The organism is Clostridioides sp. ZZV15-6598 (assembly GCF_020657705.1).
In the GTDB taxonomy this organism is placed as follows: domain Bacteria; phylum Bacillota; class Clostridia; order Peptostreptococcales; family Peptostreptococcaceae; genus Clostridioides; species Clostridioides difficile_F.
This window is the reverse complement of record NZ_JAGWCS010000051.1, coordinates 12363-27007: the sequence shown is the minus strand read 5'-3', so window position 1 is coordinate 27007 and position 14645 is coordinate 12363. Positions and strand designations below refer to the sequence as shown.

Here is a 14645-nt window from a genome sequence, read left to right as displayed (position 1 = left end):
CTGGGGCTGTAGTAGGTCCCAAGGGTTGGGCTGTTCGCCCATTAAAGTGGTACGCGAGCTGGGTTCAGAACGTCGTGAGACAGTTCGGTCCCTATCCGTCGCAGGCGTAGGAAATTTGAGAAGACCTGTCCTTAGTACGAGAGGACCGGGATGGACGTACCTCTGGTGTACCAGTTGTTCTGCCAAGGGCATGGCTGGGTAGCTATGTACGGAATGGATAAGCGCTGAAAGCATCTAAGCGCGAAGCCAACTTCAAGATAAGATTTCCCACCGCAAGGGTAAGACCCCAGAAAGACTATCTGGTTGATAGGTCGAAGGTGTAAGTGCAGCAATGTATTTAGCTTATCGATACTAATAGGTCGAGGACTTGACCAATATTTATTTGATGTTCATTGATTAAAATATATATGTAGTTTTTAGAGTGTTAATTTAACTCATAATAGAATAAGTGCGCTGGTGTGGCTCAACGGTAGAGCAGCTGACTTGTAATCAGCAGGTTGTAGGTTCGATTCCTATCACCAGCTCCAGTAAAGACTATGTTAAAAACATAGTCTTTTTTATTGTACAATATATTTATTCTTTTGTATATTTTATAGAAATAGACAGGGAATTGATAAATTTAAGTAAGTAATAGCTATACAGATTAAAATAATTATTTTAATCTGTATGTGAATGCCTTAATGTAAAATTTTGATTATTTGTGTAGGTATCGTTAGAAAGATATGTATATTTAATTTGAAACTAATTTGCCATGGATTACCATTCTAGCATCGTCAAATTCATAAGTGCATGTAGAAAGTGTAACTATCTTATCCTTGCTATTTACTTTAATATTTGATTTATGTAATGATTTGGAAGTAATAGTATCTATGTATTTTTGATAGTCTGATTCACTATTAAAGCTTGTTTTTAGATAATCATAATCAGATTCTACAATATAGGCAGAAAATACTTCATATAAGAATTCTTTTTCATCCATAGTGATTTTTATTTGATTGTTTTCTTTAAAGAAATCACCATCTTTAAACTTATTTAGATTATTAAACATTGTTTTGTTTTTCATATTATGTCCATATACTATAACATTTTGGTCATCCAGAGATTTATTTCTATAATCCATGAATAATGTACCTGAGATAGATTTTTTACCATAAAAGTCTTTGTCAAGATAATAAGAATTATCTTTAGATTGTACAACTGGATAATTTATGTTTGTATTATCAACAGAAAGCCAAAACTTAAAATCTTTGTTTATTTTCGATAAGTCTTCTTTTTTATTTTCTTTTTTCTGAAGTTGAGCAGATATTTTAGTGTCTTGGTTGTATTTGTTAAGCTTTAAGTATATATTAAATCCACTGTAGATTATTACTAATATTAGTATGATATTAATTATTACCCTATATAATTTTTTCAATATTCCACCTCAAATCATAAATAATAGTTTATATACATATATTACACTATTTTTGAAGAAATTTAAATTTTTAGTATAATATTACTTTGACATATTTAAGAATTTATGATAACATAGCTAAGTAAAATGAATATTAAGTAAGCCAGATAATCGCATGTAATTTTACATGAGGAAAGTCGGAGCTCCATAGAGCAGGGTGCTAGGTAACACCTAGTGGGAGCAATCCTAAGGATAGTGCAACAGAAATAAACCGCCACTTTTATGTGGTAAGGATGGAAAGGCGAGGTAAGAGCTCACCAGCAGCTAGGCGACTAGTTGGCTATGTAAACCCCACCTGGAGCAAGACCAAGATAGGAATAAAGAGTGCTGCTCGTACTCTCCGGTAGGTAGGTCGCTTGAGCTTATTGGTGACAATAAGCCTAGAAAGATGATTATCTAATACAGAACTCCGCTTATAGACTTGCTTAATTTTTTCGATAGGTAAAACATCAGTTTAAACTGATGTTTTTTTATTTGCAAATTTGTCTAATTTACTTTTAAAATTTTGTGGAATATTGTAATATAAGTTAGTACAGATATTAAAAATGGTATAATATAAGATAGATATAAAAAGAAAAAGTAAAATGATGTAAATAATATGATATGATATAAGATGTAGTAAATTTAGCAACTAATTATTAAAATATCATAATCAAGTTAGTAATTTTACATAATGTAAATATCACAATAAAATAATTGATTTAAGGAGTGAAGGTTTTGAGTGAAAATAATATAATAAGAAATACTGTTTTAAATGTCACAGCAAGTTTTTTAAAACAAGAGTCTAAGATAAATGAAAAATTAGAAGGTGTTTTAGAAAAGAAATTTGAAAAAGTAGAATTTAACGAAGCAAAATATGCTGAGCTTTTAAAATTTAATATATTGTTTTATAAAACATTAGCAAGAAATACAGAACCACTTATTGGGAAATGGATAGTAGATAAATACATACCTGAAATAGATGAATTAGAGAAAGAATTAGAATTAACTACAGCTAAATGTAGAAAGTATGTAAATAAGGCAATGAAGGATGGTTTAGACTGTCTAAAAGCCAACGATTTAAGTAGTTTTTTAGCTTATGATAAAATGGACCTATTAGAGAGACGAAGACGTTTAGAAAAGGATTATAAGGTTCTAAATCTATATAAAGACCTTCTTAATATAACACTTAGAAAGATAAGCTTAGAAAAGAAAGATTGTGCAAGTTTATTTCTTAAGAATCAAGCTGATGCTAAAAGAGAACTAAAAAGAGAAATAATATTCTGTGTAAATAAGATATTAGCTAGTAGCAAAGAAGTAGTACCTAAAAATATAGAAGAAAGTTCTGAACAAAGTAGTGAAGAAATAAAAGCAACAGAAATTGAAGATTTACAATTAGGTAAAGATAATTCAGAAAATGATGTTTTATTAAATTCAGTTAAAAAGTCAGAATTAGGAAAAGAACCACAGATAAATGATGTAGAAGCTAAGTTTATGGATAAATTAAATAGTTTAAATGATGAAAGTATATCTCAAACTCTATATAATGAATATAAAAAATTATGTGGGTTAGAGGAACTTCCTTATGTTGAAGGCTATGGTTTTGGTAGAGAAGTTATTAAAGACTTTGTTTGTGCAACAGTTGCGTTAGAATTTTTGAAGAGAAGAAATAGAGACCTTATAGAAGGTGCGATGAGACTAACTATAATTGGAGAATTTGGTGCTGAAAATTTTAAGGAATTTATAGATTATGTAATTAAAAATAAAACAGAAATTAGTGATGATATCTGGGAAAAAGCACATCTTGTTATAGAAGATAAATCTTCTGAATTAGAAAATAATGATGTTGTATCAAAGAGAACTAGAAAAAATAAAGACATTGATATTGAAGAATACATTTATATGATAAAAAATGCAGATAAAGATGTTTGTTTTAGAAGTAGTATTTCTATAGAAGAAGATACCAAAGAGGAAGATACTAAAGAAGAAGTAATTAATAAGAATGAAAATATAGAGAATGCTCTAGAAAATAAAGAGGATATTGAAAAAGAGCATGATGTAAATGAAGAAGAGATAATTGAATCAGAAAATAAAAAGAGTAGAAAAAAAGATAAATTATTTGGATTTATGAAAAGAGAAAGCAAAAAAGAGGATGTAGTAGAAGAAATTGAAAAAGAAGAAATTAGCTTAGATAATACTTCTGGTGTAGTTTCAGGTGATGCTGATGAATCTATTAAGGAAAATATAGAAAACTTAGAAGAAATAAACCAAGGTTTAGAAGAAGAGCGCAGTATAAAAATAGAAAAACCAATAAATAATGATGAGTTAGATAAAAAACTATCGGCAAGTAATGAGCCTAAATCTGAAAAAGAAAGTAATGGATTAGGTGATGAAATACCAAAAGAAGCAGAAGAAAAAAAGGTAGAAAGTGAAAAATCAGTAGTAATACCTATTAACAAGAAAGAAAAAAATAGTAAAAAATCCAAACATTCTCCTAAGTCTAATTCTAAGGAAAAGAAAACAGAAGTAAAAAATTATGAATCAAATGAAGAAGATTCTATAGATGATGAAGAGGTTGGTTCTAAAAAAAGTAGATTAAAAGAGACTATTATAGCTATAGTTATAGTGGCGATTGTTGGTGTAGGATACTTTATAACAGTAGGAAATAACAAGAAAAATGATAAAGACACGACACCTCCAAAAGCACTAACTCAGCAACAGGCTAATAACAAACAAACAGAAGAAGAAAAGAAAGCAAAGGCAGAAAAAGAAAAGAAAGAAGCAGAAGAAAAGGCAAAAGCAGAAGAAAAAGAAAAAGCTGAAAAGAAAGCAAAAGAAATGGAAGCATATAAAGATGGTAAAGGTGTATATTATACTGTCTATGCAGGTTCACTTAAAGTTGAAGCAACAGCAAAAGAAACAGCAAGAGAATATGAAGCTAAAGGTATTTCTTCAACAATAGTTCAAGAGAATGGATATTATAAAGTGAAGATAGGTGATTATTCTGAGTATGGAGAAGCACAAGAAAAATGTAATGAATTAGCTAAGAAATCTATTGATACATATATAGCGATGTATGATAAGTACTATGATTACAAATTAGAAGATTTGAAAGAATCAGCTCCTTCATTAAGTGCTGAAGAACTTAGACAAAAATATGAAGATTTAAGAAGTGAGTTAAAAAATAAATCTGGATATCGTGAATATGTTAAACATTTAGATAAACTTTATGAAGAAATAGTTGAAGGTGCTTAGGATATTTATAAAATAAGGACAAATTATGTCTCAAAATAAAAAGTATTAAAAGATATTATTTATTTTGAGGCATTTTGTTCACCTTTAGAAAATAATTATAATTTTGTTTAGGCGGTGAAGGTATGTTGAAATTAGGAGAAAAAATTATATATGAGCTTTCAGATGGATTTGAGCTTAGTGGTATCAGTAGATACTCAAAAGAATCTAAAAAACTTCATATAACAAATTTAGGTAATATTATAATCAGCAAAGCAGATGAAGTTAATGCTGAATCAGGGGTAAAATATATATATAGTTTTTCAGATAATAAAAAAAAGTTAGAAGCAGTTTTAGAAGGTTCTCAAATAATTATTTATGGAGATAACTTGCCTTTTTATATAAAAAGTGAGAATTCAAGTAAGAATGTTACAGCAAGTTTAACTATGAAAATAACTTTAGATGAATATGATTTAATCTGTAAGAGCCAAAGAGAATTTATATTTTATTTAAAAGACAACATGACTATCTTGAGTTTAGATGATAATAAATTTTATATGGGTGGAATTAATAAAGATAATGAAAAGTTTATATTCATCAGTGGAAAAAATAGATTTGAAATAAACTTTGATGATATAGAAAGATATATTTTAGAAGAGAAGAGAGTTTCTCTAAAGGGCTATTTTCATATGGAAAGAGAAGGTCTTATAGTAAGGTCTGTTTCTATATTTAATAATAATATAGAAAATATAGTTCCAGCCGATTTAAGTGAGAGAGTTAAAGATAATAAGAAAATAGGAAATCTTCCTAAAGATTGTGATATAGTATTCTGTAAAATATCAGGAAATATAGATGGATTTGATTATAAAAATACAAATATGCTTTTAGTAAAATATCAGGATCAACTTATTTTTATAAATAAGAAGTCTAAAAAAACTATTGTTAAGTCAACAAAAGATAATTGTTCAAAGTTAATTTTAGGAGAAGACATTATATTATATGATAATAAAAATGTATTTAACTTGCACATAAATGATAAAAATAAAGAAGCCATGCAAATAGAGAATTTAAAAGATATAGAAAATGAAATAGTAGGATATACATTAAAGCATGCCCCATTTTTTATTCAAGAAGATTTTAATAGTTTAACGATACTTAAGTCTTTCCAAAAAGAAATTATATCTATAAAAAATAGTGATGTTAAAGATATTGTAATTAATAGAGATATTGAAAGTAAAAATTCTAATTTTGTAGAAACAGAAATAAAATTTAATAATCAAAAAATAATTTTAAATTTAAGTAGAAGCATGGTTCAAAAACTTATGCAAGATGTCTTTATATATGCAAAAAAACCACTACTTAAAGAAGTTTCTGTTGAGATTTTATATAAAAATTGGTCTAAAGCTATGAATGATATGATAATATTTAATTTCTTTGGAAATATTTATTACATGAAATCTGAATTTGATAAAGTGCTAGAAAGAGAATTGAATGATGAAATAAGAATAGAAGTCATAAATGCACTTTATAATCAGATACAAGAACAGAGAAATAATTTAGACTTAATATCAGCTTATACTCCAAGAATATTAGAAAATCAAGAGATAGAGTTATTTGAAAAGTATAATGCAAAACTTGATGTGCAAGTATTTAGACAGATTAAAAATTTATTCTTTGATTTATCATATAATATAAGTAGTTATTTAGATGGAGTTGAAAAAAGCTTAGATAATATTATATTTGTAATATCAGGTGAAGATAAGAAGCGATACAATTATAGGATGTTAAAGGAAAGTGAAAGTGCAAACTTGGATGTATTTTTAAAACAAGCTATATCAAGATTAAATCATTTAGTAGAAAATATGTATCCTTACTATGTGGATGAAACTAGTAGAGAGATGTTTAAGTTATTTGAAGCTTTATGGAAAAACTATAAAAATATTAATGATGATAGTATAAGAGAAGTATTATTCGAGAGAATAACAAATACATATGTATTTAAACAATTAACATTAAATAATAATACAAATGAAAGAAGAAAAGACATAATTGAAAAAATATATAATTCTGTTGATTATGGAGCCAATAAGCTAGATGAAAATATGTTTTTCACAGGAGGAATGAAGTATGTCAAGTAAATACAATGTATGGAATTTTAATTATGAGTTTTTAGGACTAAATTCAAGTGACGAAAAAAATAATGAAGTTTATTATGAGATTGATTTAGATGAAGTCTTAAATGAAAACCATATAAGTGAAGATATAGATGGAGATTTAGACACTGATGGAAATAGCATCTTAGGAGAATTAATATCAGAAATGGATATAGATGAAGATGTAAGTGTTGACATGACATATCAAGAATTAGAAGTGGATTTAGAAGATTTAGATTCATATTTGGATGATGATATAGATAGTGATATAAAGGGCATTTTAGATGAAATTTAGTACCTATGTGAGTTTTAGGTAAAATATAGACAATATAATATATTAACTTATAAAAACTAAAGGTAGATGAAATTTCATCTACCTTTATGTTCTTGTAATGTTAAGAATTGGGATAATATAGAGTTTGAAGAAAAAGTATAAATATGGTATATTAATTTGGTACAAGAGAAAATTTACGAAGAAGGGTGAAAAAATGCAGATGACAGTAAAAAAAGCGATAATACCAGCAGCAGGGCTAGGAACTAGATTTTTACCAGCAACAAAATCACAGCCCAAAGAAATGCTTCCTATAGTAGATAAACCAACTTTACAGTATATAATAGAAGAAGCTATAGACTCAGGAATTGAAGAAATTCTTATAATAACAGGTAGAAATAAAAAATCTATAGAAGACCATTTTGATAAATCAGTTGAATTAGAGTTAGAACTAGAACAAAAAGGTAAGACAGAAATGCTAGAAATGGTGAGAGATATATCAAATATGGTAAATATTCACTATATAAGACAAAAGGAGCCAAAAGGTCTTGGACATGCAATTTACTGTGCAAAAAGTTTTATAGGTGATGAACCTTTTGCTGTATTATTAGGTGATGATATAGTAGACTCAGACGTGCCTTGTTTAAAGCAATTAATAGATACTTACAATGAATATAAAACAACTGTACTAGGTGTTCAAAAGATAGCCAAAGAAGATACAAACAAATATGGAATATTAGATATAAAACATATAGAAGATAGAGTTTATAAAGTTAAAGATATGGTTGAAAAGCCTGCAATTGAAGAAGCACCATCAGACATAGCCATACTTGGAAGATATATAATAACTCCTGCAATATTTGATATATTAGAGAAACAAACACCTGGAAAAGGTGGAGAAATACAGTTAACAGATGCACTTCAAACTCTTGGAAAACAAGAAGCTATTTATGCTTATAACTTTGAAGGTAGAAGGTATGATGTGGGAGATAAGATTGGCTTTTTAGAAGCGACAATAGATTTTGCTTTAAAAAGAGAAAATCTAAAAGATGATTTAATGGATTATATGAGAAAAAAAGTAAGCGAAAAATAAATTTAGAAAAGAGGTAATTACTATGGCGGTTTTAGTAGCTGGAGGAGCAGGATATATAGGAAGCCATACAGCAATAGAACTTTTAGAATCAGGTTATGAAGTTGTTATAGTTGACAATTTAAGTAATAGTAACTCAATAGTAGTTGATAGAATTAGAGAACTATCTGGAAAACAAGTAAAGTTTTATAATATTGACATAACCAACAAAAATGAAATGCACATTGTATTTAAAGAAAATAATATTGAATCTATTATACATTTTGCAGCTTTAAAAGCAGTTGGAGAATCAGTGGAAAAGCCAATTGAATATTATAGCAATAATCTAATAAGTACATTAAATTTATTTGAATTAATGAGAGAATATGGTGTTAAGAAATTTGTATTTAGTTCATCAGCTACTGTATATGGAGATCCGCATACTTGTCCTATATTAGAAGATTTTCCACTTTCTGTAACTAATCCATATGGAAGAACGAAGCTTATGATAGAGCAGATGTTAGTGGATATATCGAAAGCAGATGAGTCATTAGATATAGCACTTTTAAGATATTTTAATCCAGTAGGTGCTCACAAGAGTGGAAGAATTGGTGAAGAACCAAATGGAATTCCAAGTAACTTAATGCCTTATATAACAAAAATAGCAGTAGGTAAATTGAAAGAATTAAGTGTGTATGGAAATGATTATCCAACTCATGATGGGACTGGAGTTAGAGATTATATACATGTATTAGATTTAGCTGCTGGTCATGTAAAGGCATTACAAAAATTAGAAGAAAATCCAGGACTTGTTGTTTATAATTTAGGAACTGGTAAAGGATATAGTGTTCTTGATTTAGTTAAAGCATTTTCTAAAGCCAGTGGAAAAGAGATACCATACAAAATTGTTGGAAGAAGAGCTGGAGATGTAGCAATGTGTTATGCAGATTCATCAAAAGCAGAGAAAGAACTTGGATGGAAAGCTAAATATGAACTTGAAGAAATGTGCCAAGATTCTTGGAGATGGCAAAGTATGAATCCAAATGGATACGAAGCATAAAATGTATATTAAAGGGGTAAATGTAACAAATTTGTAAATACAAGATATTGGTAATTTTATGTTATAATTAGAGGCGTGTAGTTATGTTTCTAAAAGAGGGGGAAGTTATAGTGAAAAAAAGTCTAAAAAAGTATTTAGTACTAGCAATGACTTTAGTTTTAGTATTTGCATGTGGCGTACCAGAATCAAGTGCAGCCAGTAAACATGTAATTATAGTAAACTCAAGAAAAAATACTCTAGGATATTTTGTAAATAGCAAGCTTGTAAAAGAATTTAAAGTTGCAACAGGGAAAAAAGGTTCAGAGACACCAACGGGGAAAACTAAGGTAGTTAACAAGATAAAAAATAGACCATATTATAAAGGAAATATACCTGGAGGAAGCCCAAAAAATCCATTAGGAGATAGATGGATGGGATTAGCATTAAAAGGAACTTATGGAGATACATATGGAATACATGGAAATAACAATGAAAGTTCTATAGGAAAACACATTTCTGGTGGATGTATAAGAATGCACAATAAAGAGGTTAGATGGTTATTTGACCAAGTTCCAGTAGGTTCAGATGTAATTATAGATTATAGTAATGACAGTTATACTAAAATAGCAGCAAAATATAAGATAAATTTAAACCAAACAGGATGGAAGACAGAAAATGGTAAGAAGTATTATGTAAAATCTGATGGAACATACCAAAAAAATAGTTGGTTAAAAGTAAATGGAAAAATGTATTATTTTGATGCTTCAGGAGTAATGCAAACAGGATGGAAGACAATTAATAACAAAAAATATTACTTAGGAACTGATGGCGCAAGAGTATCTGGATGGAAGGTAATTGATGGAAAAACTTATTACTTTAATTCAGATGGAGTAATGCAAACAGGATGGCAAGAAAAAGATGGCAAGAAGTACTATCTAGGAACTGATGGCTTATCAGTAGTAGGATGGCAAGAAATAGATGGTAATAAGTATTACTTTGACAAAACAGGAGTAATGCAAACAGGATGGCAACAATTAGAAGGTAAATCTTACTATTTAGACAAAGACGGTAAAATGTTGACAGGAACTCAAAAAATAGATGGAAAAGATTATACTTTTAATGAAGATGGAACAATAAACCCTACATGGAATACAGTTATAGGAGCAAATAGATTTGATACAGCTAAAAAAATAAGTGAAGTTGGAAATTGGAACGCTGATAATTCAGATACTGTTGTATTAGTAAATGGAAATGCAATAGCAGATGGAATAACAGCAACACCTTTAGCAAGTAGTTACAATGCAACAATATTACTTACTAATACAGATAAATTACCAACTGAAACTGTTGCAGAAATGAATTCATTAGCACCTAAAACAGTAATTTTAATAGGTGGAGAAAATGCAATAAGCTCTAAATTAGAACAAGAAATAAAGACTACTTTCAATGCAGATACAAAGAGAATATCAGGTCAAGATAGATATCAAACTGCTATAAGAATAGCTAATGAACTTGGAAACAGAGAAGAAATAAAGACAGCTTATATGGTTTCTGGAAATGGAGAAGCAGATGCTCTATCTGTAGCTTCTAAGGCTGGAGAAGAAAAACAACCTATAATATTAGTTAAGAAAGATGGAATTACAGAAGAATCTTATATGTGGCTAACAGAAAGAAAATTAGAAAATGCATATTTTATAGGTGGACCAAATGCAATCAATGATTCAGCAATAGCTAAAATGAATGAAATAACTACTGAAGATGTTTCAGGAAATAGAATATATGGAAATGACAGATTAGATACTAATGCTAAAGTTATAGAAAAATTCTATGGTGATACTGATTTACAATCTGTATTAGTTAGCAAATCAGATGCTTTAGTAGATGCTTTATCAGCTGGACCATTAGCTGCAAAATTACACTCACCAATAGTTTTAATGGATAATTCAGGATTATCATCAGAACAAAATAGAGTATTTGCAAATAAAAAAGTTGAAACTCCTTATCAAATTGGAGGAGGAGTATCTTATATAGGCATGGATAAATTAATAGATATTCTTGGAAAATAATAAAACTATATAATTAATGTATAAAATGAAATTGAGATATAAAATTCAACAGCCTAGGGCTTTGATTGTTTATATCTCAATTTTTTTATTATAAAATTAAGTTTTAGTTATCTAAAAATCTTGGAATATTTTCAAAACTCATATAAAATGAATATAGGTGATATCATCATATGTTAAGAGGGTGAGTGAAATTATAAAGAAGAAGTATATAATGTTTATTGATGAAAGTGGGAGAGCTGATATAAATCATGAGGACCCATTTACATTAACAGGAGTAATTTTTGAATATAAATATGCAGTGAGTCAAGGTGATTATGTCTGCTGCTTAAGAAAAGAGATGGATGCATTTAAAGAGTATTGTTTTGGAACTAGTAATATAGGAATACACTTGACTGACATATCCAGAAAGTCAAGAGCATTTGAAAGGTTTGATGATTCACAAATTAAGTTATTTTATGATGAATTACCTTTATTTCTATCTAAGCTAGAGTGCACCATAATATCAGTAACAGTAGATAAGGCTAGATTAAAAAAATATTATGCACCTTCAAAGGAACCTTATGTTGTGGCTTTTATACATGTACTTCAAAATTTCTATTCATTTGTAAATAATGAAAATGTAGAGTCTGCAAGAATAGTTATTGAATCAAGAGATGATGTTTCAAATTTAAAAGTACAAAAGGCATTTTTTGATGTTTTTAATAATGGAACAATATACTTAGATATAGATGAAGAGTTAAGAGACAAGGTAAAAGGCTTTATAATTGCAAAAAAGGAAGATGTAGATTACAGAGAGGGTCTAGAAATAGCTGACATTCTATGTAATCCTCTTAGTAGAGCTAGAAGAGGATTAATAGAAGCAAATCCAAAATGTGTGCAATATGGAGAAAAAAATAAAATATTTAAATCTGTAAGAAGTAAAATATACACTCCAACTAGTTTAAATGACATAAGAAATTGGGGTTTTAAAGAAGTTCCAATTGTAGAGCCTGTCGGACCATGGCTTGAAAAAATGAGATAGATAGATTGACAAATTTTTAGAAAATTGGTATAATATAAATAACTTAGTTATTCAGGAATTGAAATACAGTTGCTGTTATATAACGCTTATTACTGAGACTCGGATGCCGACTGTCAGTTAAGAATCTATACTTTTAGAAGTATAGATTTTTTTATTTTGGAAGAAATCCCAAAAAAGAGACTATTTAAAAATAACCTCTTTTATTAATTCTTATAATTGAGCATTTCTAATGACAAAATTTTTGAAATTTTTAATTGCAGGAGGTAAATATCTATCCTTTATAACTGCTAAGTAAAAATTTCTTTCCCAACTTGGGTAAACAATTTGAATTACCTTTACTTTTGTAAACTTAAGCATGGACATATTTGGTACTACAGCAATTCCGAAATTTTTTGCAACTAATCCAGCAATTACTTGGTCTTCTTCTACTTCATGAACTATGTTAGGCTGTTGATTTATTTTTTTAAACATGTCATCAATTATATATCTAAGTCCACTTCTTTGATTAAATACTATTTGAGGATAAGGTATTGTTTCTTTTAAATCTATAGTATCTTTTGTAGCCAGTGGGTGGCTATATGGTACAATTAATACTAAATCTTGTTTGGCTACAGGTATAAATTCAATTCCCTTTTCTTTTTCAAGTTTTGAGCAAAAAGCAATATCATATTTTCTTTCCTTAAGACCTTGGATAATATCAGTGGTTACACCTGTATGAAATTTAAAGTCAATTGATTTATCAGGATTAGATTTTAAGAATCTATGAACCATATCAGGTATAAAGTCTGTACCAAGTGTTCTAAGGAAAGCTAAGTCAATTTGACCTTCACCAGTACCAGTTATCTTTAGTGATTTTACACTTGAGTCTAAGATTTCTAATGATTTTTCCACATCTTTTAAAAATATTTTACCGTATTTAGTTAAAACTATATTTCTACCTTCCTTTTCAAATAGAGACACTCCAAGTTCACTTTCTAACAAAGAAATAGCATGACTCAAACTTGGTTGTGTTATAGATAAATTTTCTGCTGCTTTTGTATAGTGCTCTAAATGTGCCAATGTAACAAAATAGCGTAAGTGATATAAATTCAATTTTTGTTCATCCTTTCATGAGTATCGTATTTTTATTTGTATATATTTAAAGAAGTTGACCTTAAAGAAGTTTTTCACATTTTTATTATATATGATTACAGCATAATAATAAAAGCTTTTAAAAAAATTTATCGTTTTTTGTCTTAAATTTTAGATAAATAGAGCTAAGGAATACATTAATAAATTATATTATCAATAAAATCTATAAACAAAATCTATGAATTGATAGGAAATTATCAATTTGTTATTAACAAAGTCTCATGATACAATAAATTTATAAAATCTAGATAAAGATAAATCAAAAAAATATTTTTATTTTTAAAGTAAAATAATACTACTAGTAGAATAAATAAAAAAATAAAATCAAAAAAAAGATTAATTATAAAGAAATTAAAGGGGGCATATTCAAATTATGAATAATCAAAAAAATATTAATATTCCAATTACTATTAGTTCTTATACATTAGGTACAGAAGTTTCATTTCGTGACAGAGTTCGCATTGCAAAAGAAGCTGGATTTGATGGTATTGGATTACGTGCTGAAAATTATGTGGATGCAAAAAACGCTGGAGTTACAGACGAAGAAATGCTTTCAATTCTTGATGAATATAATATGAAAGTTACAGAAGTAGAATATATAACTCAATGGGGAACTAAAGAAGATAGAACAGAAGCACAACAAGAAAAAGAACAAAATGTTTATCATATGGCTCGTTTATTTAATGTTAAACATATAAATTGTGGTCTATTAGAAATGGTACCAGAAGAACAAATTATAACTGCATTAGGAGAATTATGTGATAGAGCAGGAGAACTTATCATAGGTCTTGAGTTTATGCCATATAGTGGTGTGCCAGACTTAGCTACCGCATGGCGTGTTGTAAAAGGATGTAACCGTGAAAATGCAATGCTTATATTAGATACATGGCACTGGGCTAGAGCAAAACAAACAGCAGATGACCTTGCACCTGTTCCAGCAGAAAAGATAGTATCAATTCAAGTTTGTGATGTTTTAGAGACACCTTATGAAAAACTTAGAGATGAATCACTACATGACCGTGTAGCTCCAGGTGAAGGATACGGAAATACAGAAGATTTTGTAAAAATAATCAAAGAACATAATATATCACCAGAAGTTATAGGTGTTGAAGTAATATCTGATTCTTTAGTAGCTAAAGGATTATCAACTGCAGCTGAGACTGTATTTAAGGCCACTAAAAAAGTATTAGATAAAGCATGGCCAGAAGTATCTCCAAAATAAAAATGGACCT

10 protein-coding genes, 1 tRNA gene, 1 rRNA gene and 1 other RNA gene are annotated in these 14645 nt (G+C 28.6%); 11 read left to right on the top strand and 2 right to left on the bottom strand.

The features are described from left to right. Together KGF50_RS11390 and KGF50_RS11385 are read left to right on the top strand one after the other, a co-directional pair. Nucleotides 1–375, top strand: a 23S ribosomal RNA gene (locus tag KGF50_RS11390); the annotation flags it as partial. A 77-nt stretch (nucleotides 376–452) separates the two neighbouring features. Next, nucleotides 453–527: transfer RNA gene (locus tag KGF50_RS11385), tRNA-Thr, on the top strand. A gap of 203 nt (nucleotides 528–730) precedes the next feature. Here the strand turns inward: KGF50_RS11385 and srtB are convergent. Then, the gene (gene srtB, locus KGF50_RS11380; protein WP_227848152.1) at nucleotides 731–1414 is read right to left on the bottom strand and encodes a class B sortase; all 684 of its coding nucleotides are present in this window, start codon (nucleotides 1412–1414) and stop codon (nucleotides 731–733) included. Between the two features lie 134 nt (nucleotides 1415–1548). Here srtB and rnpB point away from each other — a divergent pair. The 8 genes from rnpB (at nucleotide 1549) to KGF50_RS11340 (ending at nucleotide 12282) form a co-directional block, all read left to right on the top strand. Beyond that, nucleotides 1549–1885, top strand: an RNA gene (gene rnpB, locus KGF50_RS11375) — RNase P RNA component class A. A gap of 276 nt (nucleotides 1886–2161) precedes the next feature. Continuing rightward, nucleotides 2162–4687, top strand: coding sequence for an SPOR domain-containing protein (locus KGF50_RS11370; protein WP_227848151.1), 2526 nt, complete (start codon nucleotides 2162–2164; stop codon nucleotides 4685–4687). A gap of 122 nt (nucleotides 4688–4809) precedes the next feature. Next, nucleotides 4810–6801, top strand: a complete 1992-nt coding sequence (locus KGF50_RS11365; RefSeq protein ID WP_227848150.1) for a hypothetical protein — start codon at nucleotides 4810–4812, stop codon at nucleotides 6799–6801. Next, entirely contained in the window at nucleotides 6791–7111 is a 321-nt protein-coding gene (locus tag KGF50_RS11360) for a hypothetical protein (RefSeq protein WP_227848149.1), read from the top strand. The genes KGF50_RS11365 and KGF50_RS11360 overlap by 11 nt, the downstream gene beginning before the upstream one ends. 193 nt (nucleotides 7112–7304) lie before the next feature. Next, nucleotides 7305–8180, top strand: a complete 876-nt coding sequence (gene galU, locus KGF50_RS11355; protein ID WP_269469197.1) for a UTP--glucose-1-phosphate uridylyltransferase GalU — start codon at nucleotides 7305–7307, stop codon at nucleotides 8178–8180. A gap of 22 nt (nucleotides 8181–8202) precedes the next feature. Continuing rightward, the gene (galE, locus tag KGF50_RS11350) at nucleotides 8203–9216 is read left to right on the top strand and encodes a UDP-glucose 4-epimerase GalE (RefSeq protein ID WP_227848148.1); all 1014 of its coding nucleotides are present in this window, start codon (nucleotides 8203–8205) and stop codon (nucleotides 9214–9216) included. Between the two features lie 110 nt (nucleotides 9217–9326). Next, on the top strand, nucleotides 9327–11261 hold the full coding sequence (locus KGF50_RS11345) for a cell wall-binding repeat-containing protein (protein WP_227848147.1): 1935 nt from the start codon (nucleotides 9327–9329) through the stop codon (nucleotides 11259–11261). A gap of 211 nt (nucleotides 11262–11472) precedes the next feature. After that, nucleotides 11473–12282 carry a DUF3800 domain-containing protein gene (locus tag KGF50_RS11340; protein WP_255654899.1) on the top strand — a complete coding sequence of 270 codons (810 nt, stop codon included), beginning with the start codon at nucleotides 11473–11475 and terminating at the stop codon, nucleotides 12280–12282. A 210-nt stretch (nucleotides 12283–12492) separates the two neighbouring features. Here KGF50_RS11340 and KGF50_RS11335 read toward each other — a convergent pair whose 3' ends face one another. Beyond that, entirely contained in the window at nucleotides 12493–13374 is an 882-nt protein-coding gene (locus KGF50_RS11335; protein ID WP_227848145.1) for a LysR family transcriptional regulator, read from the bottom strand. A 412-nt stretch (nucleotides 13375–13786) separates the two neighbouring features. Between KGF50_RS11335 and KGF50_RS11330 the strand changes: the two genes are divergently transcribed. Further along, entirely contained in the window at nucleotides 13787–14635 is an 849-nt protein-coding gene (locus KGF50_RS11330) for a sugar phosphate isomerase/epimerase family protein (protein WP_227848144.1), read from the top strand. Nucleotides 14636–14645 lie beyond the last annotated feature (10 nt).

Excerpts from the sequence above, each read along its gene's own strand:
- KGF50_RS11365 (WP_227848150.1), top strand. The coding sequence starts at position 4,810 with ATGTTGAAATTAGGAGAAAAAATTATATATGAGCTTTCAGATGGATTT.
- KGF50_RS11360 (WP_227848149.1), top strand. The coding sequence starts at position 6,791 with ATGTCAAGTAAATACAATGTATGGAATTTTAATTATGAGTTTTTAGGA.
- galU (WP_269469197.1), top strand. The coding sequence starts at position 7,305 with ATGCAGATGACAGTAAAAAAAGCGATAATACCAGCAGCAGGGCTAGGA.
- galE (WP_227848148.1), top strand. The coding sequence starts at position 8,203 with ATGGCGGTTTTAGTAGCTGGAGGAGCAGGATATATAGGAAGCCATACA.
- KGF50_RS11340 (WP_255654899.1), top strand. The coding sequence starts at position 11,473 with ATGTTTATTGATGAAAGTGGGAGAGCTGATATAAATCATGAGGACCCA.
- KGF50_RS11330 (WP_227848144.1), top strand. The coding sequence starts at position 13,787 with ATGAATAATCAAAAAAATATTAATATTCCAATTACTATTAGTTCTTAT.